This is a genomic window from Sphingomonas sp., assembly GCF_026460985.1.
Lineage (GTDB): Bacteria > Pseudomonadota > Alphaproteobacteria > Sphingomonadales > Sphingomonadaceae > Sphingomonas.
Map to the genome: position 1 here is coordinate 42,138 of NZ_JAPKNM010000025.1, position 24,486 is coordinate 66,623.

Consider the following 24,486-nt stretch of genomic DNA (forward strand, 5'->3'; position numbering starts at 1 on the left):
TCGCTTGCGCTCGTCCGTCCTCCCCGGCACTCTGATATCGATAACAGATGCGCCGGCGACGGCAAGTCACAATCGGGGAGGATGGCGAGGCATGGCAACGCGCCGGTTCGAGGGTCGAGGCCATATCTGGCGTGCGCTGGCGCCCGGGCTGGCGCTCGCGCTGGTGGCGGCACCCGCGCATGCGCAATCGGCCGACGGGCGCTGGTTCGCCGATCGCGGCGACGGGACCTATGCCAATCCGGTGCTCGCGGGCGATTATTCCGATCCCGACGTGGTGCGGGTCGGCAGTGATTTCTACCTGACGGCATCCTCCTTCACCAACGCGCCCGCACTGCCGATCCTGCACTCGCGCGACTTGGTGAACTGGACGCTGATCGGCCACGCGCTCGCGGCGGTTCCGCCTGAGGCGCATTTCCGCACTCCCCGGCGCGGGGGCGGGGTCTGGGCGCCGGCGATCCGCCATCGGGGCGGACGCTTCCTGATCTATTATCCCGATCCCGATTTCGGCATCTTCGTGGTGACCGCCAAGGATCCGCGCGGGCCCTGGTCGGCGCCCGAGCTGGTCGACGCGACCAAGGGCGCGATCGATCCCGCGCCCTTCTGGGACGCGGACGGCACCGGCTGGCTGGTGCACGCCTTTGCCGGCAGCCGCGCCGGCAAGTCCAATCTGATCGTGCTCAAGCGGCTGAACGCAGACGGCACCAAGACCGTGGGCGAGGCCCGCACGATCATCGACGGCGCGGCGCTCCCGCCTGTGGCGACGAGCCTCGGCCCGCGGCCCTGGCAGACCACCGAGGGCCCCAAGCTCTACAAGCGCGACGGCTATTATTACCTGTTCGCGCCGAGCGGCAGCGTGAAGGGCGGCTGGCAGGGCGTGTTCCGCAGCCGCCGCATCGAGGGGCCCTATGAGGGTCGCAACGTCCTCGATCAGGGCAAGACCGAGATCAACGGGCCGCATCAGGGCGCCTGGGTCGACACGTCCTCGGGCGAGGACTGGTTCCTGCATTTCCAGGACCGCGACAGCTATGGCCGCGTCGTCCATCTCCAGCCGATGCGCTGGCGCAAGGGATGGCCGGTGATCGGCGCCGATCCCGATGGCGACGGGCGGGGCGAGCCCGTGCTCCGATATCGCAAGCCCGTGCCCGCGCAGTCGCGTAGCGCGCCGGTGGCGGACGACGAATTCGGCGGGCCGCTGTCGCTCGCGTGGCAATGGAACAGCAATCCGGCCGAAGACTGGATGGCGCTGGCCGACGGCCGGCTGCGCCTCAAGTCAGTGAGCGGCTCGGCCAATCTCTACGAGATGGGCAATCTGCTCTCGCAGAAGCTGCCGGCGCCGGCCTTCACCGCGACGACGTGGCTCCGCTTCCAGCCGCTCCGCTCGGGCGAGCGGGCGGGGCTGGCGATGCTCGGCCAGCATTATGCCTGGATCGGCGTCGAGCGCAGCGGCAGCGAGACGCGGCTCGTCCAGGGCTGGCGTGACGGAACCGCCCCGGCGGCGGGCGAGCAGCGCAGCGCAGGCCCGGTGGTGGCGGACGGCACGCCCTTGTGGCTGCGGCTCGAGGCGGAGCCGGTGACGATCCAGGTCCCTCCGCCGAGCTTCACGCCCTACTGGCCGTCGATGCTGCGCGAGGCGCACGCCAAAGTGCGCTTCAGCTACAGCCTCGACGGCGAGCGCTTCGTGCCGCTGGGGCCCGCGTTCGAGAGCCGGCCCGGGCGCTGGGTGGGCGCGCAGATCGGCCTGTTCGCCCAGGCGCAGGACGGCACCCCCGCCAGCGTCGCGACTTCGGTCGGCTTCGCCGATTTCGACTGGTTCAGGATCACGCGATGAACACTGCTTCCCTTTGCGCGGGCCTGTCCTGCGGCCTTGCCTTGCTGTCGCTTCCGGCCGCGGCGCAAACGCCCGACACGACGCTGCGCATCCACGCGCCGCCCGCGGGCAAGGCGTTCTGGGCCTATCTCAACGACGATTTCACCGTGCGCGTCCGCACGCCCGGCGGCGAATGGCGCGACCTCTACGAGTACAACGTCAAGGTCGATCTCGATCGGCCGCAGGACGCTTCGATGGTGACCTTCGACATGGCCGGCCCGGTGGAGGTCGCGGTCAAGAAGAACAATGGCGACGTCCGGCGCGTCGAGGTCCGGCCCGATTCGGCGGGCGTGCGCGCCAGGCTGGTCGGCAACACCGCCACTTTCCGGCTCGACAGGCCCGCGCGGATCTCGGTCGAGTTCGACGGCGATCGGCTGCACAATCTGCACCTCTTCGCCGACGCGCCCGAGGGCAATCTGCCGCCGCCCGGGCCGGGCGTGATCCATTTCGGCCCGGGCGTCCATCCGCTTCCCGAAGGGCAGAAGAGCTTCCGGATCCCCTCCAACACGACGGTCGTGATCGCCGGCGGCGCGCTGGTGCAGGGCAATATCGAGGTCCGCGACGCCGAGAATGTCCGCATCCTCGGCCACGGCATCGTCGATCGCCCGCAAGAGGGCATCACCATTGCCAATTCGCGCAACGTCACGGTGGACGGGCCGATCGTCCTCAATCCGAACCATTATTCGGTGCTGTGCGGCCAGTCGACGGGCGTCGCCATCCGCAACCTCAAGTCGGTCAGCGCCTCGAGCTGGAGCGACGGGCTCGATTTCATGAGCTGCTCCGACGTGCGCGTCGACAGCGTCTTCATGCGCAATTCGGACGATACGATCGCCATCTATGGCGGCCGCTGGGACTATAAGGGTGATGCGCGCAACTACCGGATCACCAACTCGATCCTCTGGGCGGACATCGCCCATCCGATCAACATCGGCCTGCACGGCACGCCGGGTGCCGCGGAGGTGCTCGAGGATATCGCGTTCCAGAACATCGACGTGCTCGGCCATGACGAGGACGATCGCGACTATCAGGGCGTGATGGCGATCACCGACGGCGACAACAACCTCGTGCGCGACGTCCGCTTCGAGGACATCCGGATCGACTCGGTCGAGGAGGGCATGCTGTTCAACTTCCGCGTGGTGTTCAACGCGAAGTACAGCCACGCCCCCGGCCGCGGGATCGAACGAATCAGCGTGCGCAACGTCCGCTTCAAGGGCGGCGACATCAATCGCCCGGTGATCGCCGGCCATTCGCCGGATCGAATCGTGCGCGGGGTGACGATCGAGAATCTCGCGGTCGGCGGCAAGCGACTCGGGCGGTCCGACATTGATGTAGGGCCGTTCGTGGAAGGGCTGGTCGTTCGCTAACGGCACGACTCATATCCAAAACCCGTCATCCCCGCGAAAGCGGGGACCCATCTCCGACATTATCCACGAGCGGGCCGGTGCATTTTGCCGCTCGTTCAGGAGATGGGTCCCCGCTTTCGCGGGGATGACGAAGAACGCCAACGGCGTCCACACGCCCTGTCCCGGAACAGGATTCCCCCCAAATCCCCCGCCACGCGGCGTCATGCATGCAGCCTCTTGCAAGCCTCATCTGTTATCGGTATCAGATAGCTTCTGCTATCGATAACAGACCGGCGGCAAAAGCCAGCCAGGCGGACAGGAGCGGATCAGCGTCTTTGCAGGGCGCACGGACTCTCCTTCCCGAAACCGGTCCAATGAGCAGGGAGATAGGAGGGGAGCATGAAGACAGTTTCCAAATTGGCGATCGCCCTTTTGTGCACCACGGCCGCGCTGCCGGCCTGGGCGCAGGACAGCGCGCAGACACCCGACGTGGCGCCGGCGCAGGACAATGGCGACGAGAACGACGCGATCGTCGTCACCGGCATCCGCGAGAGCCTGCAGTCCTCCGCGCAGCGCAAGAAGAACACCAATGAGGTGATGGACACGATCAGCGCCGAGGACATCGGCAAGCTGCCCGACAACAATGTCGCGGCCACGCTCTCGCGCGTTCCCGGCGTCCAGGCCTATCGCTTCGGCGGCGAATCGGCGTCGCCGGTCGGCCAGGGCAGCGGCCTCACCATCCGCGGCCTCTCCGGCCAGACCTCGTCGCAGGTCGACGGGCGCGCCTTCATCACCGCGGGCGGCCGCGAGTTCAACGTCGAGGGCGCCAGCCCCGGCCTGGTCGCCGGCATCGACGTCTACAAGAATCCCTCGGCCGAGCATATCGAGGGCGGCATCGGCGGCCTGGTCAACATCCGCACGCGCCGGCCGCTCGACTTCACCGGCACGGTGGTCTCGGGCTCGATCGGCGGCCGCTACAACGATCTCGGCAAGAAGGTGCAGCCCGAACTGTTCCTGCTCGGCTCGAGCAAGTGGAACGTCGGCGACGGCGAGATGGGCCTGCTCCTCGTCGGATCCTATTCGCGCAGCTTCAACCGCGGCGACAACAACCCGGCCGGCGGCGGCACATCGATCCGCCGCGCGATCCGCGGCAACAGCCCCGAATATGCCGCCAATGTCGGCACCGGCCTCAACCTCAACCCGGCCTATGCCGGCCGGTCGGACGTCACCTACCTCGCCGACGTCAATCCGCTGACGCTTGCGGCGGCCGACCGCGCCAACCTCGTCTCGACCGTGACCGAGGGGCACAACGTCTTCCAGGAAGACTATCTGCGCACCCGCAAGGGCCTGGCCGGATCCTTCCAGTACAAGCCGACGCCGAACCTCGAATTCTACGTCGACGGCAACTACACCTATTACCAGTATCACCAGAACTACCGCTTCCTGAACATCAGCAACTCGCGCTACGTTCAGAACGCCGCGACCATTCCGTTCACGATCGACGAGATGCTCGCCAACCGGAACAGCAACGGCGGCACCAACGAGCTGCTGTCGGGCACGCGCCTGGCCTCGGGCACCTTCCTGGGTTCCACCGCGGCCTCGATCGGCGGCGACGAGCGGAGCAACTACGTCTCCTACCTGCTCGCCGGCGGCGCCAAGTGGCAGGTGAGCGACGAGTTCGACGTCCATTTCGACTATTCGTACGTCAAGGCCGACCGCTCGACCGACAATCGCTCGGTCACCCTCACCAGCCGCGCCGGCCTGACCTGGGACGTCACGCGCGACCTCACCACCAAGCCCGCGCAGCTCGGCATCTCGGGTCCGGACCTCTCCAGCCCCGCCAACTGGGTCTTCAACAATTATTCCAACGGCAACAACCAGGCCTGGGACGACAATTCCGGGGCGGCCGCGCTCGACCTGCGCTACCGGCCGCGCGACTCCTTCATCAAGGCACTGAAGGTCGGCGCCCGCTATTCGGTGCTCGAAAGCCGGTACAACAATCATTCGTTCGGCCGGAGCCTGACCACCGACGGGGCGGGACTCGCGGCGAACCAGTCGAACGCGATCGCGGTCCTGCCTTATGCGGACATGTTCGAGACCGCCCCGAACAACGTCATGGCCGGCGAGATGGGCTATAGCGGCGGCTATCTGGTCTTCTCGCCCGATGCGCTGCTCGGCGACAATGTGCGCGCGCGCTTCCCGAACGCGGGCATCCTTCCCGAGGACAGTCTCGCCGAGAACCTGCTGAGCCGCCGCTACATCCGCGAGCGGACCTATGCGGTCTATGGCGCGGCGGACTTCGCGTTCCTCGACGATCGGATCCAGGGCAATATCGGCGTCCGCGCCGTCCGCGCGGAAGGCTTCGCGCGCGCCATGGTCAACTCGCAGGCTTCGCCCACGTCGCCCATCGTCATCATCCCCAACGAGACGGACACGTCGCGCTGGGACGTGCTGCCGAGCGCGAACCTGTCATGGCGCATCACGCCGAACACGATCCTGCGCCTCGGCTATGGCAAGGGCATCACCCGCGCCAGCACCGACGCGCTCAACCCCGCGATCTCGGTGAACACCGTCACGGGCACCGGCAACAAGGGCAATCCCGATCTCGGGCCGCAGAAGGCGGACAATTTCGACATCTCGCTCGAGCATTATTTCTCGCCGGTTAACTATGCCGCGGTCGCCCTGTTCTACAAGAACGTGAAGGGCTTCTTCAGCGGCATCTCGCAGTGCGAGACGGTGTCGACCTATCCGGCCTATACCGGCACGGTCGCCAACAACTGCACCGGCGGGCAATATTACATCAACCAGACGGTGAACGCGCAGAACGGCTGGGCCAAGGGCTTCGAGATCTCGGGCCAGACGTTCCTGGACTATGACTTCATGCCGAAGTTCCTGCACAATTTCGGCGTTTCGGGGTCGTTCACCTATGTCGACACCAAGAACCCGCTGATCCTCAACGGGATCCTGACCGACACGCCGCAGCCCTTCACCTCCAAGTACAATTGGACGGCCTCGGGCTTCTACGAGGACGATTTCCTCACCGCGCGCGTGGTCTACACCTATCGCTCGGAATCGATCCTGTTCAACGTCGCCGGCAACCCGATCGACGGGCGCTACATCCGCCCGTTCGGCCTGCTCGACGCTTCGGTCAGCTTCAAGCTCCTCCCCGAGCTGACGCTGTCGCTGAACGCCGAGAACCTGACCAAGGTTGCGGCCGATCGCTTCGTCGGCGAGCCGGGCATGATGACCGGAATCGAACGCCAGCATTTCTACAACGGCCGCAACTTCAGCGCCGCGCTGCGCTTCCGCTTCGGCAAGTAACGCCTCTTCTAGTCCCAACCTCCTCGGGGGGCGCGAAAGCGCCCCCTTTTTTTGGATGAAGGCCGATGTCCGATCAGAACCGGAACTGCGCGCCCAGATAGAATTGAGCGCCGGTGTGGCTGTAGACGAAGGTGCTGTCGCGATCGGAGTCGATATACTGGCGATAGCGCCGGTCGAACAGGTTGAGCCCCTCGAAGGTCAGCTTGATCTTGTCGGTCAGCTGGTAGGAGACCGATGCGTCGAAGATGAGCGACTTGTCGACGCCCTCGAGGTCCTGCAGCGGATTGTTGGCGGGCAGCGCGATGATGTACGGCCCGCGATACGAGCCCGAGATGCGCGCGCTCAGCTTGCTGTCCTCGTAATAGAGCGTGCCGTTGAACGCGTCGCGCGACAGGCCGAGCAGGTCGCGCTCGGTGGTGTTGGCCGAGCTCGCCGCGAGATAATAAGTGATCGTCGACTTCACGTGGGTGTAGTTCGCCAGCACGCCGAGATTCCCCAGGAAGCCCGGCAGGAAGGTGAAGGCGTGCTGGTAGTTGATCTCGAACCCTTCCAGCGGCCCGCCGGGCGTGTTGCGCGCCTGGTTGACCGTGAACACCGAGACGTTCGGATCGAGCCCGCTATTGGCGAGCAGGCTGAGCGGCAGCCCGGTCTGGGCGAAGGTCTGCTGTAGCGCCTGGTTCTGGATGTAGGACTTGATGTCCTTGCGGAAATAGGCGGCGGAGAGCAGCGAATTGGGCGCGAAATACCATTCGATCGCCGCGTCATAGGTCGTCGCGCGGATCGGCTCGAGCGTCGGGTTGCCGCTGTTGATGCTCGGCGTCCCGCTGATCACGACATTGGCGCCGGGGCTCAGGAAACCCAGCTCGGGCCGGGTGATCACCTTCGCCACCGCGCCGCGGATCAGCAGCTTGGGCGTCAGGTCGGCGACGAGGTTCACCGAGGGCAGCCAGTCCTCATATTGATGCTCGGCGGTCACGAATTGCTGGATCGACTGCGAATAGCCGGTCGAGCGCAGCTTGGTCCGCGCATAGCGCATGCCGACATTGCCGCGGACCGGCAGGCCCGTATCGCGCATGTCGAAATCGACCTGCCCGAAGGCGGAGACGATGTCCTCGCGTACCTTGCGCGTTCCGCCCAGATTCTGGATCAGCGCGAAGTCGCCGCTGTAATCGGCGAGGCCGTAGCGCTCGGCGAATGCCGGATAGTCGATCGCGACCCAGGAGGAGGGGAACACGCCCTCGCGCATCCCTTCGCCGAAGCCCTCGACCAACTTGGTCACCTCGGCGAGCTGCGCGGTGGTCAGCGTGGGCACGAGGAAGTTGTTGGCGCGCTGATAGGGCGTGACGCTGAAGTCGAAGCGATCGACATGGAGCCCGCCCTTGACCGTGAAGCCCTCGGCCGCCTTCCACGCGAAATTGCCCTCGATCATCCGGTTCTCGTTGTCGACGAAGGAGGGCGCGGTGCGGATCTCGGCGCTGCCGGGGGCGAGCGTATATTGCGCCACGTCGGTGACGTCGAAGCCGTAGCCGATCGTCGGCTGGTTGCGGTCCTCGCGGAAGTCGATCGTCTGGCGCGTATTGTTGCGGCCGAACAGGAAGGTGGTCTGCTCGGTCTGGTCGAAGTCGGTCCGGCTCTTGCCGGCGAGCAGGGTCATGCGCAGCGTGTCGGTGACGTCGAAATTGCCGTGCAGCGTATATTGCGTGAAGCGGCTGCGGAACCGGTCGTATTGCGTGTCCGATCGCACGTCGACGCCGTCGAACACGCCATAATCGATGTCGTAGACGGTCTGGCCGAAATTGGCGCCCTGGGTGTGGCTGACCCCCGCCTCGCGCAGGATCGCCTCGCGGATCGCGGTCTGCGGCTTGCCGAAATTGGGCGAGGCGATCGCGCGCGCGAAGGAGAAGCCCTCGAGCCAATTCTCCTCGCGGAACACCTTGTAATCCGAATAGAGGACGTCGCCGCCGATCTCGATGCCGGGCGCCGGCTCCCACTGCACCGATCCGGTGAGGCCCAGGCGCTTCTGGTCGTGGTGGAAGCGGCCGTAGCGCGGCAGGCGCGGCAGGAAGACCGTCGAGCGGTTGACCAGCCCGTAATTGGTGTCGTTCGCGGCGGGGCGGGGCACGCCGGCGACGCAATCGGTGGCGGTGGTCCCCTGCGCGGGGTTGAGCGCGGGCGAGACCGGCGTCACGCCGACCGGCGAGCAGAAGCCGCCGTCGACCGTCGCCGGATTCCAGCCGCCCGATCCGAACTGGTCCTCATAATAATCGCGGCGGCTATAGGCGGCCGAGGCGAGCACGCCGATCCGGCCGATCCCGGTGTCCCAGGTGTTCGAGACCAGGGCGGTCAGCTTGGGATCCACGTTCTTGGCGAGCGTATTGTATCCGGCCTGGGCGCCGATCGCGAGCGTGAAGTCCTTATAGTCGAAGGGGCGCGCGACGTTGAGGTCGACGGTGGCGCCCAGCGATCCCTCGATCGTCTCGGCGTCCGCGGTCTTGCGCACGACGAGGTTGTTGAACAGCTCGGAAGCGAAGACGTTGAAGTCGAAGCCGCGCCCGGTGTTGATGCCGCGGTCCGAAGTGGTGGCGCCCGAGATCGCCTGTGCCTCCATGCCGTTGACGCGGACGCGCGTGAAGCTGCCCGAGAGCCCGCGCACCGTGATCGCGCGGCCTTCGCCGCCGACGCGGTTGATCGACACGCCCGGCACGCGCTGCAGCGATTCGGCGAGGTTGTTGTCGGGGAAGTCGGCGATGTCCTCGGCCTTGATCATGTCGATCGCCGAGGCCTCGTTCCGCTTGGCGTTGAGCGCGCTGCCGAGGCTGGCGCGGAAGCCCTTGACGACGATCTCATCGGAAGAGTCCTGCTCGTCGACCTGCGGCGTGGGCGCGGCAGGAGCGGCCTGGTCGTCCGCCGCGGGCGCCGTCTGCGCCAGCGCCGTGCCTGCGCTCAACAATACGGCCAGCAAGGAGGAGCCCCCGATCAGCGCGCTCCGCAACCCATTTCCCTGCATGCTCTCTCCTCCTGTGCGTGGTTCTGAATCGTCAGGCGCGACGGCGCGGCCGTGCGCGGAGCCGCGGCATGCGCGGCAGCGATCGAGATGCGGAGGGGGTGGCCCGGAGGATACGCATACGCGTCACGACTGCCGGCACCCGAGACTCTCCCTGTCCGTCGGATCTTCGTCCGAAGCGAGGATCAGAAGGCGGGCTTCTGTCCTATATTATGGAACAGAGTTGCAGCAGTTGGATATGGACTGTCAAGCGGTGCGCGCCCGGCCTGCGCCAGTCCGAGGCCGGGTATCGGCGAGTTCCGTTTCGGATGGTGGGCGGAGCCGTAGCGGCATTCTCATCCTCCCCCCCTGGCGGGGGAGGATGAGAATTGGCAGGTTCGGCTGCGCGCTCAGGCCTTCTTGCGCGCGCGCACCGGCGGTTTCGCCAGGTTGAGCGCCGCCGCCTCGCGGATCAGCGCCTTCAGCGCCGTCTCATCGATCGCGTCGCCTTCGTGAAAGTCGATCGCGCGGCGCGTATTGCCCTCGAGGCTGGAATTGAAGAGCCCCGTCGGGTCGGGGAGCGAGGCGCCCTTGGCGAAGGTCAGCTTCACGGCGTTCTTGTAGGTCTCGCCGGTGGTGATGATCCCGCTGTGCGACCATACCGGGACCCCGCGCCACTTCCATTCCTCGATCACCGCGGGCTCGGCCTCGTGGATGAGCTTGCGGATCCGGGCGAGCGTCTCGCCGCGCCAGTCGTTCAGGGCCTCGATCCGCGCGTTGATCAGCTGCGAGGGGGTCTGGTCGGTCATCCTGCTTCCTTTCCAAGCGGTCGCGCGCGGATCACAGCCGCTCGCCGGGCAATCTGCTGGCCTGCTTCACCCAGTCGACGAACTGCGCCGCGTCGAACGCGTCGTCCTCGTGAATGTCGAGATAGCGGACCTGCGGGTATTTCGAGAGGCCGGCCGGGGCGGGGTCCAGCGACGCGCCCTGGAAGAAGGTCACCTTCACGTAGCGGTTGAAGCAATGGAAGCTGAGGAACCAGCCCTCGCCGGGGACGCCGTAGAAGGGCGAGTTCCACTTCACCGCCTTGTGCACCTCCGGGATCGCCTCCGCGATCAGCGCGTCGAGCCGGCGCCCGACGTCGCGCTTCCAGCCCGGCATCGCCGCGACATAGGCCTGCACCGGTGCGTCGCCCTCGCCCTTGGGGATCTGGGGATTGCCGCCCGAGAGCAGTTTCGGCGCCGCCAGCGCGTCCGATTTTGCGCGCGCCACGGCCTTAGTCCTGCACGCTGACGCGCTGCCCGGTGCGCCCGCGGACGACATAGGGCAGGGCGAACAGATAGAGCCCGGTCACCAGCAGCAGGATGAGCGGGAGCAATGCGAAGAGCCCGAGCCAATAGGGCGGCTGCCCCTGGCTCATCGCGATCATGTAGGTGATCACGCCCAGGGTGAAGGCGATGGCCGTCCAGCGATGGAATTGGCGGATCCGGATGTTCAATGCTGCCTCCTCTGTTCGGTGCCTTGCGCCTGGTCAGTCCAGCCGCGCCGTCAGTTCCTCCAGCTTGCCGAGGAATTGCTGCCACCCCAGCTTGGCGCCGCCAAAGGCCTGCTTCTGATCGGGCCGGAAGCCGGCCTGCTCGACGCGCAGCAGCGTTCCGCTGGCCGTCGGCGTGAGCGTGAAGGTCACCACGCTCTTGAGCGCGAAGGCGGGGTCGTCATGCGCGAAGTCCCAGCTGTAGGAGAGCGTCTCGTTCGGCTCGATCTCGAGGACCTCGCAGTCGAGCACGCCGCCCCATTCGCCGCGCAGATTGAAGCGGTGGCCGATCGTCGGCGCGAAGTCGTTCTTCATCAGCCACTCCTCGATCAGGTGCGGCTGGGTGAGCGCGCGCCACAGCTTTTCGGGCGGATGCGGCATCTCGCGCTCGACGGTGAGCGAGCGCGTCTCGGTCGCGGTGGCGGTCATTGGTCCATCCTTTTCAGCAGGTCTTCCAGGTCGTCGAACCGGCTCTGCCAGAAGCCGGTCATCCGGCTCGTCCAGTCGACGAGCGGGGCGAGCGCGCCGAGCTGCGCGCTGTAATGGGTCTGGCGGCCCTCTGGCCGGTCGAGCACCAGCCCGGCCGCCTTGAGCACGCCGAGATGCTTCGACACCGCCGGCTGCGACACCCCGGCCCGCGCGGTCAGCGCCGCGACCGTCTGCTCCCCCTCGCGGCACAGCCGCTCGAAGATCGCCCGCCGCGTGGGATCGGCGAGGGTCCGGAAAAGCATGTCGGGCGCGGTCTGCATCGAACACATAACTCACTGGCTATGGGTTTGATCCATAATCGCTGGGTTATGAATGCGTCAAGCGCAGCGGAATTCCGACAATCGGATCGAGCAAGGGAAAGGGAAGTTCACGGCGCCGGGCCGCCGGGAGACGCTGAAGCTGATGATGTCGTTTCTGACGATCATCCAGTCCACAGGAGCCGGCCTAGAACGGAAGCCAGGCAGCAGCTATCGCCTTGAGATCCGGCGGCAGATTGTCCGCTATTCCGAAGCCGGGAAAGCCGGCGAGCCGGGTCGACTGGCGAAGATAGTCGACGAACCAATCATAGCCGGGAAGCTGGAAATCCGCGCGTGAATCCGGAAGCAGGACGTCGGCAACGCTTCCGCTATAGCCGCCTTTGCTGTCCGCATCCGGTCCAAGGATGTAGCTGAAAGGCTGCCCCTCAACGGCCTCGTCCTCATAGGCATCCATCAGCTGGTCGGGCGGGTTGAGGACCACAGGGTCTCCCGAGCCGACACTGCCGTCCCAATTGGCCGCTTGCCCCATGAAATCGACGCCCCCCACCTCTCGCCAAAAATGGTATAACGACAAGGGAACGGGGCCAGCTTCGGCTTCGAACCGTTCAAGCTGTTCGACCGCAGCGTCATTCATCGGGGAAAATACCTGATGATCCTCGCGATCAGCGGGGCCTCTGCGCTCGAGGTCGGGGCCAATCGACGAATGCTGCCGCAGCATTGTCGCGATCATGTGACTCAAGCTTCCTACCCGCTCACTGTCGAGGCGAAATCGAAGGTCCTTGAGCGGGCCGGAGGTGTGAAGGGAGATCTTCGGCAAGGTCGGCTCTATGCTCCAGCCAAACCGATATCCTCCCGCCCTCAACTCCCGCTCGATGCGAACGAAGTTCGCGGCGGCACGCTTCATCGTAGCGGCGGCAACGGCATTTGCGTCCTCGATAATGTCCGGATCGCGCGCCTTCTCGCCCAGCGCACGAAGTTCCTCCCAGACACGGATGTAATCGCCATCGCGGTAGCGCTCTAGGAGAGACATACACCGTCCCTGTAACCAAGCGATGGCGCGAGACTCGCCACGTGTGGCCGAGGCGGGGTTACGAGAGTCAGGGCCGCTATTGCCGAAAGGATCATATCGTTCCCCGGAAATGGATGCCGCTTTGGCAAACCCGGTCATCCTGGCACCCGAAACAGGCATCCGGGCAATAGCGTACTGCGCGTATTTCGGCCGCAACGGCGACGGGTTTGCGGTGGAAGCGCACCTTGAGGCGACGAGGGGGCAAACCTGCCGGAAGCGCGAGTTGAGCCTTGTGGCGATCCATTGCGGTTTCGCCCGGGAGACGATTGTGCCTCCGAGCGTCGACGGTTCTCAGTTTGTCCTCTATGAGGTCAACCGAAACCCAGATTTCTGCGGGTTTTAGAAAATGGTGCCGCTTACAGGACTCGAACCTGTGACCCCCGCATTACGAATGCGATGCTCTACCAGCTGAGCTAAAGCGGCCCGGTCGAAGCGCTTGGCCTCGAAAGAGAGCGCGCGCTTACCAGCATGATTCGTAGCTGACAAGCGTTGCGATTTGCTTGCCGCGCCGATCCGCCGCACCCGCGCCAATACTTACCCGTCGGGCTTTACGCGTCGTTTACCACGGCCGGTGCACAAGCGGCCTCTCAAGGAGCGGGCCGTTCGCCCGCAATGGAGCACGCGTATGGACATGGCTCGCGGCGTCAATGAGCCCTTCGACTCGGCCCCCGAAGGCTCGAACGACGAGATGGTTTCCGATTCCCCGATCGAGATCGGCGCCGACGAGCGCCGCATGCACGTGCGCGCGTACAACCATTGGGTCTCGCTGCTCCACGGCCGCGCCTATCCCTCGATCGAGGACTTGGATCCCGAGAACATCGCCGATTTCGGCCCGCACAGCGTGCTGCTCGATTTCACCCGCGGGGTCGACGATCCGTCGATTCGCTATCTCGGCGAGATGCTGCGCGAGGAATGCGGCTTCACGCCGTCGATCCAGACCGTGGGCGAGGTACCAAGCCGCTCTTTGCTCTCGCGCCTGACCGACCATTATCTCCAGATCATCGCGAATCGCGCGCCGATCGGCTTCGAGGCCGAGTTCGTCGGCCAGCGCGGGCACAACACGCTCTATCGCGGCATCCTGATGCCCTTCTCGTCGGACGGCGAGACGATCGACTTCATCTACGGCGTGATCAACTGGAAGGAACTGGTCGACGCCGAGACCCAGGCACGGCTCAACGCCGAGATCGAGGAATCGCGTCGCGCGGTGCCGCAGGCCCCGGTCGCCGCCGCGGTGTGGGCCGACGGCCCCAGCGCCGGCTTCGACTCGCCCGTCGAGCCCGTCGCGCCGCTCTACGGCTCCGACCTCGCCGACCAGTTGCTGCTCGCGCGCGAATCGGCCGCGGCCGCCCGCGCGTCCGACACGCGCAGCCGCTCGGCGCTCTACCGCGCGCTCAGCCGCGCCTATGATTTCGCCCGCGCCGCCGAGGAAGCGCCCGAGGACTATCAGGCCCTGCTCCGCGATTCGGGCCTCACCGCCCAGGCCCGCGCGCCGATGACCCCGGCGGTCAAGCTCGTCTTCGGCGTGGACTACGACAAGACCCGCCTCACCGAATTCGCCGCGGTGCTCAGCCATGCCCGCCGCCAGGACGTGCCCCAGGGCGGGCTCGACGCGTTCCTCGAAGTCGCCGAGGGCGGCATCAAGGGCGTGGTCAAGGCCGAGCGCGACCATCGCCGCCCCGCGCCGAAGCGCGATGTCTTCGCGCGCGCCGCGGAGGAGCTTCGCAGCCGTCCGCCGCTCGGCCATGTCGCGATTTCCGCCGGGCAGGACGAGTTCGTCGTGCTGCTCGCCCGCGCGGGCAACCAGGGGCTCGACATCGTCGCGCGCTTCGCGGACGACGCGGCGCTCACCGAACGCGCGATCCGCAAGGCCGCCGCCTGAGTTTTTCACGAAACCGGTAGCAGTGGTTACTTTCTGCCGCGCCGAGCCTTGAGGTCGCGCGCCGGGCGGAGCATAGCGGCGCCCATGAAAAACATGATGACGTCGCTCACGCAGGCGTTCGAGGCGCGGCTGCTCGAAGGAGCACTGCCGGGAGAGCTGGAGGGATTCGAGGAGGGCGAGCGCGCCGAAGCGGCAAGCTTCGTCGCCGAGGCCGCGGCGGTGCGTCCGCCGGGCACGCCGCAGATCCGGCTGGAAACCTATCTCGACGAGGAGCGTCGCAGCATGCGGCTCGCGGTCGTCAACGACGACATGCCCTTCCTCGTCGATTCGATAGCGAGCGCGATCGCCGCGCACGACATCGCGATCTTCCGCATCATCCACCCGGTCGTCACGGTCGAGCGCGACGGCGAGGGCAAATTGGTCGCGATCGACGCCGAGAGCGGGCGGCGCGAATCGATGATCTATATCGAGATGGAGCGCAGCGACGCGCGCACGCGCCGCGGCCTCGTCGCCGAGATCGAGCGCACGCTCGAGCAGGTGCGCAGCGCGGTCGAGGATTGGCGCGCGCTCCAGGCGGCGATGTTCACCGACGCCGGCAATCTGGCCCTGCCCGAGGGCACCGCCTTGCTCCGCTGGTTCCTCGACGGCGCGATGACCCTGCTCGCGCACGAGAAATGGCGCACCGACGGCAGCGTCTCGGACCAGCTCGGTCTCGCGCGCTATACGCTCGAGACGCCGATCCTCGCCGATGCCTCGCGCGAGGCCGCGGTCGAGCATTTCCGGCAAGGCGGCGAGGCGCCGCTGCTGCTCAAGTCCAACTCGATCTCGACCGTGCACCGCCGCGTGCCGCTCGACATCGTCGTGCTGCCGATCCTCACCGGCGCCGAGGTCACCGGCCTCTCGATCCATGCCGGTTTGTGGACCAGCGCGGCCTTGTTCGCCGATCCGCAGGAAGTGCCGGTGCTGCGCGCGCGGCTCGGAGGGCTCGAAAAGAAGTTCGGCTTCGATCCCAAGGGCCATACCGGCAAGGCGATGGCGCATGCGCTGACCGCGCTGCCGCACGATCTGACCACCGCGTTCGACGTGCCGTCGCTCGAGAATCTCCTGCTCACCGCAATGTCGGTCGCCGATCGGCCGCGCTCGAAGTTGGTGCTCGTGCGCAGTCTGCTCGGGCGGCATCTCTTCGCCTTTGTCTGGCTGCCACGCGACGAAGTCTCGACCGGGCGCCGCGAGGCGATCGGCGAGATGCTGAGCGAGGCCTCCCACGCCAAGCTGATCAACTGGTCGATCGCGCTCGAGGACGGCATCGTCGCCTTGCTGCGCTACACGCTCGACCTGCGCGGGGGCGGCGTCCTGCCCGACGCCGCCGAGCTCGACACGCGGCTCGAACGGATGCTGCGCGGCTGGGTGCCCGCGGTCGAGGCGGCGCTCGCCGAGCAGACCGGCGCCCCGTCGACGCGGCTCGCGCTGCGCTTCGCCAACGCCTTTCCCGCCGTCTATCGCGCCACCAGCACTCCCGAGGAGGCGGCGCGCGATATTCTGCGCATCGCTGCGCTCGAAGGCCCCGGCGCACGCTCGGTCCGCATCGCGCCGCATCCGGGCAAGAAGGGCGAATACCGCATCAAGCTCTATGCCCAGGGTGGCGCATTGGCGCTCTCCGACGCGGTGCCGGTGTTCGAGAATTTCGGCTTCCGCGTCATCGAGGAAGTCCCGACCCAGCTCGCCAACGGCATCTTCGTCCATGATTTCGAAGTCGCGCTGACCGGCGGCGCGCGTGCGCTCGCGGCCGAGCCGAAGCTCGTCGAGGACGCGATCGCCGCGGTGCTCGAGGGGCGCGCCGAGAACGACATCTTCAACCGGCTGATCGTCGAGGGCGGGATGCGCGCCAGCGCAGTCGTGCTGTTCCGCGCCTGGTTCCGCTATCTGCGCCAGACTGGCATGAACTACGGCATGGGCACCGTGGTCGACGCGCTCCGCCGCGCGCCCGCGGTCGCCGCCGCGCTGATCGAGCGGTTCGAGGCCGCGCACGATCCCGCGCGCGCCGGCAAGGACGAGCAAGCCGTCAAGGCCGCGACCAAGGCGATCGACGCGGGGCTCGACCAGGTCTCGGCGATCGACGACGATCGCATCCTGCGCACGCTGCGCGGCGTCGTGCTCGCGACGCTCCGGACCAACGCCTTCGCGCCGGCTTCGGCCGAAGCGCTCGCCTTCAAGCTCGATTCGGCCAAGGTGCCGGGCCTGCCCGCACCGCTGCCCTGGCGCGAGATCTGGGTGTACAGCCCCCGTGTCGAAGGCATCCATCTGCGCGCCGGCCCGGTCGCGCGCGGCGGGCTGCGCTGGTCCGATCGGCGCGACGATTTCCGCACCGAGATCCTCGGGCTGATGAAGGCGCAGCGCGTCAAGAACGCGGTGATCGTGCCGACCGGCGCCAAGGGCGGCTTCTACCCCAAGCAGCTGCCTTCGCCCGCGCTGGACCGTGACGCCTGGTTCGCCGAAGGGACGGAGAGCTACCGCATCTTCATCCGCTCGCTGCTGTCGATCACCGACAACATCGTCGCGGGCGCGGTGGTGCATCCCGAGGGTGTCGCGATCCTCGACGGCGAAGATCCCTATTTCGTCGTCGCCGCCGACAAGGGCACCGCGACCTTCTCCGACGTCGCCAACCGAATCGCGGTCGATCGCAACTTCTGGCTCGGTGACGCCTTCGCCTCGGGCGGGTCGCACGGCTACGACCACAAGGCGATGGGCATCACCGCCAAGGGCGCCTGGGTTTCGGTCCGCCGCCACTTCCTCGAAATGGGCGTCGACGTGCAGTCCGAGCCGGTGCGCGTCGCCGGTTGCGGCGACATGTCGGGCGACGTGTTCGGCAACGGCATGCTGCTGTCGAAGGCGATCAAGCTGATCGCGGCGTTCGACCATCGCCACATCTTCCTCGATCCCGATCCCGATCCGGCGAAGAGCTGGGACGAGCGCGCGCGCATGTTCGCGCTGCCGCGGTCGAGCTGGGCGGACTATGATCCGGGCCTGATCTCGAAGGGCGGCGGCGTCTTCGCGCGCACCGAGAAGTCGATCCCGCTGAGCCCCGAAATACAGAAGATGCTCGGCCTCGACGTGGCGGAGATCGATCCCAACAGCCTCATCTCGGCGATCCTCAAGGCGCCGGTCGACTTGCTCTGGTTCGGCGGCATCGGCACTTATGTGAAGGCCGCGAGCGAGAACCATGTCGAGGTCGGCGATCCCGCCAACGACCGCCTCCGCGTCAATGCCGAGCAGCTCCGCGCCAAGGCGATCGGCGAGGGCGCCAATCTCGGCGTCACCCAGGCGGCGCGCATCGCCTTCGCCGGCCATGGCGGGCGGATCAACACCGACTTCATCGACAATTCGGCGGGCGTCGACTGCTCGGACAACGAGGTCAACATCAAGATCGCGCTCAACCGCGAGGTGATCGAGGGCCGGCTCGATTTCGAGGACCGCAACGCGCTCCTCGCCGAGATGACCGACGACGTCGCGCATCTCGTGCTCGAGGACAATCGCCTCCAGACGCTCGCGCTCTCCTTCATGGAGAATGACGGGGCGGTGTCGCTGCCCAGCTATGTCCGGGTGATCGAGATCCTCGAAGGTGCCGGTCGGCTCGACCGCGCGGTCGAGGGTCTATCCTCCAATGAGGACCTGCTGCGCCGTGCGCAGGAGGGCAGGGGGCTCACCCGGCCGGAGCTGTCGGTGCTGCTCGCCTCGACCAAGCTCGCATTGCAGGACGCGATCGAGCAGGGCCGGCTCGGCGCCGATCCCGAGCTCGAGGACGATCTGCGTGCCGCCTTCCCCCAGGCGATGCAGGCGCGCTTCGCCACGGCGATCGAGGAGCATCGCCTGCGGAACGAGATCGTCGCGACCAAGCTCGCCAACCGCATCATCAACCGGCTCGGGGTGCTCCATCCCTTCGAACTGGCCGAGGAGGAAGGCGCCGCGGTGCGCGACATCGCGGCGATGTTCGTCGTCACCGAGCGGCTTTTCTGCCTGCCCGCGGTCTGGGAGGCGGTGGAGAATGCGCCGATCAGCGAGGGCGCGCGCCTTGCCTTGCTCGACGAGATGGCGGTCGCGGTGCGCGGCCAGGTCGCCGATCTGCTCCGCGTCTGCCGCCCCGGCGCGAGCCCGGCCGAGGTGATCGCGCGGCTAAAGCCCGGCATCGACGCGCTCGACCGGCAGGCCAAGGCGCTGTTGCTCGACGAAGTGAAGAGCCAGAGCGGGCGGATCTCGGGCAAGCTCGAAGCGGCGGGTGCGCCGCCCGAGCTGGTCGCCAAGGTCGTGCGGCTGTTCGAGATGGACGGCGCGGTCGGGCTCGCCGAGCTCGGCGTGCGCAAGGGGATCGACGAGACTGTGCTCACGCGCGCCTTCACGCATCTGGGGCAGGCGCTGGGGCTGGACTGGGCGCAGTCGACCGCGGCGCGGATCACCACCGGCGATCCCTGGGAGCGGCTGCTCATCGCGGGCCTCGCGCGCGATTTCCAGCAGCTGCGGCTGGAGTTCCTCGGCCGTGCCGAGGGCGATCCGCAGGCCGCGGTCGAGGCGTGGCTCGATGCCAATCGGGCGCGGGTCGATCAGTTCGCCAATCTCGTGCGCCGCGCGCGCCAGGCGGCGGTGCCCAATGCCGCGATGCTCGCGCAGATCGCCGGCCAGGCGCGCGTGCTGCTGGGCCGCTAGGGCGCATCGGCACTCAGGTTGAAGGCCTTCCTATCCTCCCCCGCCAGGGGGAGGTGGCACGCGCAGCGTGACGGAGGGGGCGGAAGCACGGCGCTCCATTAGAGAGGGCATTGCTTACCTCCCCCTCCGACGCCTTCGGCGCCACCTCCCCCTGGCGGGGGAGGATTTGAATGTCGATTTGACCTAGGGGAATGACCGGCCGGCTTCGGGCCGGCCGGCGTGTGTCTCAGGCTTCCACGTCGGCGCGTTGCTTGGGCGCCGTCCGCACGATCAGGTACATCGCGCCCAGGCAGGCCGAAACGCTCAGCCCGCAAATCGCGGCCAAGCCGATATAGAGTGCCGACATCGATCCATCCCCTCGCTTATCTGCCGCGAGACTGCGTGGGTTTGTGGAACTCGGCAAGAAACATTCGTCGCTGCACCGCGGCGCGACTTTGCTGCACTGGCGAACACTTAAATCCTCCCCGTCCCGGGGAGGATTAGTTTGGCCCGCCCCTCGAACCCAAAATCCACCACTCCTCACATTGCAATTGCGAATCGTTCGCGTTATCGGCGGCTATCCCAAGGAATCGAGTTCGTCCCAGTCCATGCACGGTACAACTGCAGCGCCGGCCAAAGCGAAGCGCAGCCGGAAGAGCTTCTGGCTGAAGCAGCTGCACATGTGGCATTGGATGAGCTCGGCGGTGAGCCTGATCGGGCTGATGCTGTTCGCGATCACCGGCTTCACGCTCAATCACGCGGCCGATATCGAGGCCTCGCCCAAATCGGTCGAGCGCGCCGCGCAGCTGCCGCCGGCCTTGCTCGCGCAGGTGAAGCCCGACGACGCGCCCGACAGCAAGAAGCCGTTGCCCGCCGAGGTCGCCAGGTTCGTCGGCGAGAAATTGGCGATGCCTACCGCGGGCGACGCCGAATGGACGATCGACACGGTCTATCTCGCGCAGCCGCGCCCCGGCGGCGACGGCTGGATCTCGATCGATCGCGAGACCGGCGAAGTGACCAGCGAAGTCAGCTCGCGCGGCTGGATCGCCTATCTCAACGACCTCCACAAGGGCCGCAACGCCGGCGCGGTGTGGAAGTGGTTCATCGACATCTTCGTGCTCGCCTGCGTGGTCTTCTCGCTGACCGGGCTGGTGCTGCTGCAGATGCACGCGCGGCATCGCCGGAGCACCTGGCCGCTCGTCGCGTTGGGGCTGATCGTCCCCGCCGCGATCGCCATCTTCTTCATCCACTAAAGGGGTTTCGCCAGCCATGCAGATCCGCCTGACCGGTCTCACCGTCACCGCCATGGGGGCGAGCGCGCTCGTCGCCGGCCCGGCCGCGGCACAGACGCTCGACCTGACGATCACCATCCCCAAGCTCAGCGTCGCCGAATATCACCGGCCCTATGTCGCGGTGTGGCTCGAGAAGGAGGGCGCCGCGCCGCGGACGCTCGCGGTCTGGTACGATTTCGACTTGAAGGCCAATGAGGGCACCAAGTGGCTGCGCGACGTGCGCCAATGGTGGCGCGCCTCGGGCCGGTCCATGTCCTTCCCTGCCGACGGGGTGACCGGGGCGACGCGCGCGCCGGGTACGCACAAGCTGAGCTTCACCGCCGGCCGCGGCCCGATGCCCGCGCTCACCGGGGGCAACTACACGCTCGTCGTCGAGGCCGCGCGCGAGGTCGGCGGCCGCGAGCTGCTCCGCCTGCCGTTCAGCGTTCCCGCCGGCGGCACCGCCACCGCCCAGGGCGCGAGCGAGCTCGGCGCCGTCGGCCTCACCGTTCGCCGCTGATCATAAGGGGGAAGATGATGAAGTTTCGCACGCCGATCCTTGCCGCCGCCGCCATCCTCGCGCTCGCCGCGCCCGCCGCGGTGCAGGCGCACCGCATGTGGATGATCGCCTCGTCCACCACCGTTTCGGGCACCGACAATTGGGTGACCGTCGACGCCGCGGTCTCGAACGACCTGTTCTTCTTCGATCATCAACCGATCCGCGCGGTGCCGGCCGTCACGCAGCCCGACGGCACTCCGGGCACGGTCGAGAACCACGCCGTCGGCAAGTTCCGCGCGACCTTCGACGTGCACCTCACGCAGCAGGGCACCTACCGCATCGGCACGGTCAGCCAGACCGTGTTCGGCAGCTACAAGCTGGGCGGCGAGACCAGGATGATCCCGCGCGGCACCACCGCGGACAAGCTCGCCACGGTGATCCCGGCAGGCGCCGCCGATATCCAGACCTCGGAGAGCTTCAGCCGCAACGAGATCTATGTGACGCAGGGCGCGCCGACGACGACGGTGTTCAAGCCCATGGGCAAGGGCATCGAGCTGGTGCCGGTCACGCACCCGAACGACCTCGTCGTCGGCGAGGCGGCGACCTTCCAGTTCCTGCTCGACGGCAAGCCCGCACCGGATCTGTTCGTCACGGTGATCCCCGGCGGCATCCGCTATCGCGATAGCCTCAAGCAGCAGGATCTCAAGACCGGCGCCGATGGCAAGGTCTCGATCAACTGGCCGGATCCCGGCCTCTATTGGATCAACGTCACGCCCACCCGTCCGCGCGAGGAAGGGCCGGGCACCGGCGCTCCCGGTGCCGGCGGCCCGCAGCGCCCCGGCGGCATGGCCGGCCCGCCGCAGCGGCGCGTGAGCTACGTCACTACGGTCGAGGTGCTCGCCCCCTGAGGATCGCGATCCCGCCTGCGCTTTCGGCGCGCGCGTTCCATCGCCGCGCTTCGGGCGCCGCCGTGGCGGAGTTCGGCGGCGCGACGATGGGCACGACCTGGTCGGTGCGGATCGCGGCGCTGCCCGGCCGGCTTGCCGAGGTGATCGAGCCGGGGATCCGCGCGATCCTCGACCGGATCGTCGCGCAGATGAGTCAGTGGGAGCCGGAGTCCGATCTCAGCCGGTTCAATCGATCGAGCCCGGGCAGTTGGCAGAGGCTGCCGCCCGAGTTCGTCCATGTGCTTGATGCCGCGCTGGACGTGTCCGCGCGGAGCGGCGGTGTCTTCGATCCGGCAATGGGCGTGCTCGCCGACCGATGGGGCTTCGGACCATCGGGGGCCCGCGCGAGCGTTCCTCCCGCCGAGCCCATAAGCGAGCGGCGGATCGAGCTCGACTCGCTGCTGTTCAGCGCGCGGCGGAGCGTTGGGGCGGCGCTCGACTTCTCCGGGATCGCCAAGGGCTATGCCGTCGACGCCGTGGCCGGATATCTGCACGGGCTGGGGCTGGAGGACTTCCTCGTCGAGATCGGCGGCGAGCTGCGCGGCAGCGGGATCAGGCCCGACGGCCAGCCCTGGTGGGTCGATGTCGAGCAAGTGCTGGGCGCATCGGTCGCGCCGATCCGAGTGGCGCTCCATGGCCTGTCCATCGCCACCTCGGGCGACTATCGCCGCCATTTCGAAGCAGAGGGCAAGCGCTACGCGCACACGCTCGACCCGCGCACCGGTGCGCCGGCGGACAATGGCGTGGCGTCGGTCACGGTGCTGCATGCGGAATGCATGCTCGCCGACGCCTGGGCGACGGCGCTGACCGTGCTCGGGCCCGAGGGGTTCGCGGTGGCGGAGCGCGAGGGTCTGGCCGCGCACATGGTGGTGCGCGAAGAGCAGGGTGCACGCGAGATCCTGTCTCCCGGCTTCTTGGCGATGCTCGCCTAATTCGTCACCCCGGCATGCGCCGGGATGACGAACGAGGGTCAGGCGTCGGCCCAGCTCCGCAGCAGGTTGTGATAGACGCCGGTGAGCTCGATCACCGAGCGGTCCGCGCCGCCGAGCTGGCCGGTCAGCCGCTGGACCGCCCGATCGAGATCGAACAGGATCCGGCGGTTGCCGTCGTCGCGCACCATCGACTGCAGCCAGAAGAAGGATGCGACCCGAATCCCGCGCGTCACCGGCGTGACATGGTGCAGGCTCGACGAGGGATAGAGCACCGCGTGCCCCGCCGGCAGCTTGACGCACTGCTCGCCGAAACTGCCTTCGATTACCAGCTCGCCGCCCTCATAGGCGGCCGGGTCTTCGAGGAACACGGTCATCGACAGGTCGCTGCGGATGCGGAAATCGGTGCCGCGCTGGATTCGGATCGCATTGTCGACATGGGTGTCGAAGGCCTGGCCCTCGCCATAGCGGTTGAAGAGGGGCGGGAAGACCTTGAGGGGCAGCGCCGCGGCGACGAAGGCGGGAGACGCCGCGAGCGCATCGAGGATGATCGCCCCGGCCTCGGCATGGGCGGGGCTGCCCTCGGGCAATTGCTCGTTGCGCTTGGCGAGTGCGGACTGCGGCCCCGAAGTGGCGTTGCCGTCGATCCATTCGGCCATGTCGATGACCGCACGGATGCGCGCGACCTGATCGGCGGAAAGCAAGTCGGGGATCGCGATCAGCATGGCAGCGCGCCTTCGAGCTCGGGCCAGCGCGAGCCGCGGATCCAGGCACGCGCTTTCTCCGTGAAGGCCGGAGTCGCCGTCTCGCCGCACCGCGCCAGCCAGCCCCGCGCCGCCGCGAGGTCGCCGCGCTCGGCAAGCATCCGCGCATGGTTGAACTGCCCGCGAAAGTCGCCGCCCTCGGCCGCGCGGGCGTAGCATATGGCTGCCTTGGTCATGTCGCGTGCCACCACCCATCCGTCCTCGTGGAAGCTGCCGACATAGTTGACGGCCTTGGCATTGCCCATCGCGGCCGCCTTCTCGAACCAGCCCAGCGCCGCCGCCTTGTCCTCGGCGACGCCGTCACCCAGCGCCAGCGCGGTGGCGTAATTGTACATGCCCCAGTCGAGCCCGCGCTCCGCGGCGATGCGGAAGCATTCGGCGGCGCGCGCCTTGTTCACCGGCGTGCCCTGGCCGAGATCGTAGCAGCGGCCGACCATGTTGAGCGCCATCAGATGCCCCTGCGCCGCCGCCTTGTTGAACCAGGCGAAGCCGGCATGCGGGTCGCCGCCGTCCAGCAGCATCTGGCCGTAGACCGCCTGCGTCTCGGCCACGCCCGCCTCGGCACCTTCCCGAATCAACGCCGCCCGCTCCTCCGGCGAACCGGAGAGGCGGGCGACGATCTCCTGGGGGGAGATGGAGTCGAGCGCTTCGCGCAAG

At 67.3% G+C, this 24,486-nt stretch carries 19 protein-coding genes and 1 tRNA gene; 10 read left to right on the forward strand and 10 right to left on the reverse strand.

Annotated features, from left to right (window positions below):
- Positions 1-91 precede the first annotated feature (91 nt).
- The 3 genes from MT490_RS05060 to MT490_RS05070 all read left to right on the forward strand — a co-directional run bounded on the left by MT490_RS05060 (position 92) and on the right by MT490_RS05070 (position 6,531).
- A complete protein-coding gene (locus MT490_RS05060) occupies positions 92-1,828 on the forward strand; it encodes a glycoside hydrolase 43 family protein (RefSeq protein WP_297384832.1) in 1,737 nt (578 codons plus the stop codon).
- The gene (locus MT490_RS05065; RefSeq protein WP_297384833.1) at positions 1,825-3,231 is read left to right on the forward strand and encodes a glycosyl hydrolase family 28 protein; all 1,407 of its coding nucleotides are present in this window, start codon (positions 1,825-1,827) and stop codon (positions 3,229-3,231) included. The genes MT490_RS05060 and MT490_RS05065 overlap by 4 nt, the downstream gene beginning before the upstream one ends.
- 378 nt (positions 3,232-3,609) lie before the next feature.
- Positions 3,610-6,531: a TonB-dependent receptor gene (locus tag MT490_RS05070; RefSeq protein ID WP_297384835.1), complete on the forward strand. Its 2,922-nt coding sequence runs from the start codon at positions 3,610-3,612 to the stop codon at positions 6,529-6,531.
- 73 nt (positions 6,532-6,604) lie between these two features.
- Here the strand turns inward: MT490_RS05070 and MT490_RS05075 are convergent, their stop codons facing one another.
- From MT490_RS05075 to MT490_RS05105, 7 genes are all read right to left on the reverse strand, one after another.
- Complete coding sequence (locus MT490_RS05075) at positions 6,605-9,478, reverse strand: TonB-dependent receptor (protein WP_297384837.1); 2,874 nt, start codon at positions 9,476-9,478, stop codon at positions 6,605-6,607.
- Between the two features lie 446 nt (positions 9,479-9,924).
- Positions 9,925-10,323, reverse strand: coding sequence for a DUF1801 domain-containing protein (locus tag MT490_RS05080; RefSeq protein WP_297384839.1), 399 nt, complete (start codon positions 10,321-10,323; stop codon positions 9,925-9,927).
- 31 nt (positions 10,324-10,354) lie between these two features.
- Positions 10,355-10,786: a DUF1801 domain-containing protein gene (locus MT490_RS05085; RefSeq protein WP_297384841.1), complete on the reverse strand. Its 432-nt coding sequence runs from the start codon at positions 10,784-10,786 to the stop codon at positions 10,355-10,357.
- A gap of 4 nt (positions 10,787-10,790) precedes the next feature.
- On the reverse strand, positions 10,791-11,012 hold the full coding sequence (locus tag MT490_RS05090) for a hypothetical protein (protein ID WP_297384843.1): 222 nt from the start codon (positions 11,010-11,012) through the stop codon (positions 10,791-10,793).
- Between the two features lie 33 nt (positions 11,013-11,045).
- On the reverse strand, positions 11,046-11,477 hold the full coding sequence (locus MT490_RS05095) for an SRPBCC domain-containing protein (protein ID WP_297384844.1): 432 nt from the start codon (positions 11,475-11,477) through the stop codon (positions 11,046-11,048).
- Positions 11,474-11,797, reverse strand: coding sequence for a metalloregulator ArsR/SmtB family transcription factor (locus MT490_RS05100; RefSeq protein WP_297384847.1), 324 nt, complete (start codon positions 11,795-11,797; stop codon positions 11,474-11,476). The genes MT490_RS05095 and MT490_RS05100 overlap by 4 nt, the downstream gene beginning before the upstream one ends.
- Positions 11,798-11,981: 184 nt before the next feature.
- Positions 11,982-12,824: a hypothetical protein gene (locus tag MT490_RS05105; RefSeq protein ID WP_297384848.1), complete on the reverse strand. Its 843-nt coding sequence runs from the start codon at positions 12,822-12,824 to the stop codon at positions 11,982-11,984.
- A 109-nt stretch (positions 12,825-12,933) separates the two neighbouring features.
- Between MT490_RS05105 and MT490_RS05110 the strand changes: the two genes are divergently transcribed.
- Complete coding sequence (locus MT490_RS05110) at positions 12,934-13,206, forward strand: hypothetical protein (protein ID WP_297384849.1); 273 nt, start codon at positions 12,934-12,936, stop codon at positions 13,204-13,206.
- A 4-nt stretch (positions 13,207-13,210) separates the two neighbouring features.
- Here the strand turns inward: MT490_RS05110 and MT490_RS05115 are convergent.
- A tRNA-Thr gene (locus tag MT490_RS05115) sits at positions 13,211-13,286 on the reverse strand.
- Between the two features lie 208 nt (positions 13,287-13,494).
- Between MT490_RS05115 and MT490_RS05120 the strand changes: the two genes are divergently transcribed.
- From MT490_RS05120 to MT490_RS05145, 6 genes are all read left to right on the forward strand, one after another.
- Positions 13,495-14,742, forward strand: coding sequence for a hypothetical protein (locus MT490_RS05120; protein WP_297384892.1), 1,248 nt, complete (start codon positions 13,495-13,497; stop codon positions 14,740-14,742).
- A gap of 84 nt (positions 14,743-14,826) precedes the next feature.
- Positions 14,827-19,440: an NAD-glutamate dehydrogenase domain-containing protein gene (locus tag MT490_RS05125; RefSeq protein ID WP_297384850.1), complete on the forward strand. Its 4,614-nt coding sequence runs from the start codon at positions 14,827-14,829 to the stop codon at positions 19,438-19,440.
- Positions 19,441-20,027: 587 nt separating this feature from the next.
- Positions 20,028-20,672, forward strand: coding sequence for a PepSY-associated TM helix domain-containing protein (locus MT490_RS05130; protein ID WP_297384852.1), 645 nt, complete (start codon positions 20,028-20,030; stop codon positions 20,670-20,672).
- Positions 20,673-20,688: 16 nt separating this feature from the next.
- Positions 20,689-21,210: a DUF2271 domain-containing protein gene (locus MT490_RS05135; protein ID WP_297384854.1), complete on the forward strand. Its 522-nt coding sequence runs from the start codon at positions 20,689-20,691 to the stop codon at positions 21,208-21,210.
- Positions 21,211-21,227: 17 nt separating this feature from the next.
- The gene (locus MT490_RS05140) at positions 21,228-22,097 is read left to right on the forward strand and encodes a DUF4198 domain-containing protein (RefSeq protein ID WP_297384855.1); all 870 of its coding nucleotides are present in this window, start codon (positions 21,228-21,230) and stop codon (positions 22,095-22,097) included.
- Between the two features lie 86 nt (positions 22,098-22,183).
- Complete coding sequence (locus MT490_RS05145) at positions 22,184-23,068, forward strand: FAD:protein FMN transferase (protein WP_297384894.1); 885 nt, start codon at positions 22,184-22,186, stop codon at positions 23,066-23,068.
- A 38-nt stretch (positions 23,069-23,106) separates the two neighbouring features.
- Here MT490_RS05145 and MT490_RS05150 read toward each other — a convergent pair whose 3' ends face one another.
- Entirely contained in the window at positions 23,107-23,790 is a 684-nt protein-coding gene (locus tag MT490_RS05150; RefSeq protein ID WP_297384857.1) for a Fe2+-dependent dioxygenase, read from the reverse strand.
- Positions 23,784-24,485, reverse strand: coding sequence for a tetratricopeptide repeat protein (locus MT490_RS05155; RefSeq protein ID WP_297384859.1), 702 nt, complete (start codon positions 24,483-24,485; stop codon positions 23,784-23,786). The genes MT490_RS05150 and MT490_RS05155 overlap by 7 nt, the downstream gene beginning before the upstream one ends.
- Position 24,486: the final 1 nt, after the last annotated feature.

What these genes read in the sequence shown, in the direction of transcription:
- MT490_RS05120 (WP_297384892.1), top strand. Translation starts at nt 13,495, where the DNA reads ATGGCTCGCGGCGTCAATGAGCCCTTCGACTCGGCCCCCGAAGGCTCG.
- MT490_RS05070 (WP_297384835.1), top strand. Translation starts at nt 3,610, where the DNA reads ATGAAGACAGTTTCCAAATTGGCGATCGCCCTTTTGTGCACCACGGCC.
- MT490_RS05130 (WP_297384852.1), top strand. Translation starts at nt 20,028, where the DNA reads ATGCACGGTACAACTGCAGCGCCGGCCAAAGCGAAGCGCAGCCGGAAG.
- MT490_RS05060 (WP_297384832.1), top strand. Translation starts at nt 92, where the DNA reads ATGGCAACGCGCCGGTTCGAGGGTCGAGGCCATATCTGGCGTGCGCTG.
- MT490_RS05105 (WP_297384848.1), bottom strand. Translation starts at nt 12,824, where the DNA reads ATGTCTCTCCTAGAGCGCTACCGCGATGGCGATTACATCCGTGTCTGG.
- MT490_RS05150 (WP_297384857.1), bottom strand. Translation starts at nt 23,790, where the DNA reads ATGCTGATCGCGATCCCCGACTTGCTTTCCGCCGATCAGGTCGCGCGC.
- MT490_RS05065 (WP_297384833.1), top strand. Translation starts at nt 1,825, where the DNA reads ATGAACACTGCTTCCCTTTGCGCGGGCCTGTCCTGCGGCCTTGCCTTG.
- MT490_RS05095 (WP_297384844.1), bottom strand. Translation starts at nt 11,477, where the DNA reads ATGACCGCCACCGCGACCGAGACGCGCTCGCTCACCGTCGAGCGCGAG.
- MT490_RS05110 (WP_297384849.1), top strand. Translation starts at nt 12,934, where the DNA reads ATGGATGCCGCTTTGGCAAACCCGGTCATCCTGGCACCCGAAACAGGC.
- MT490_RS05100 (WP_297384847.1), bottom strand. Translation starts at nt 11,797, where the DNA reads ATGCAGACCGCGCCCGACATGCTTTTCCGGACCCTCGCCGATCCCACG.
- MT490_RS05140 (WP_297384855.1), top strand. Translation starts at nt 21,228, where the DNA reads ATGAAGTTTCGCACGCCGATCCTTGCCGCCGCCGCCATCCTCGCGCTC.
- MT490_RS05125 (WP_297384850.1), top strand. Translation starts at nt 14,827, where the DNA reads ATGAAAAACATGATGACGTCGCTCACGCAGGCGTTCGAGGCGCGGCTG.
- MT490_RS05135 (WP_297384854.1), top strand. Translation starts at nt 20,689, where the DNA reads ATGCAGATCCGCCTGACCGGTCTCACCGTCACCGCCATGGGGGCGAGC.
- MT490_RS05080 (WP_297384839.1), bottom strand. Translation starts at nt 10,323, where the DNA reads ATGACCGACCAGACCCCCTCGCAGCTGATCAACGCGCGGATCGAGGCC.
- MT490_RS05145 (WP_297384894.1), top strand. Translation starts at nt 22,184, where the DNA reads ATGGGCACGACCTGGTCGGTGCGGATCGCGGCGCTGCCCGGCCGGCTT.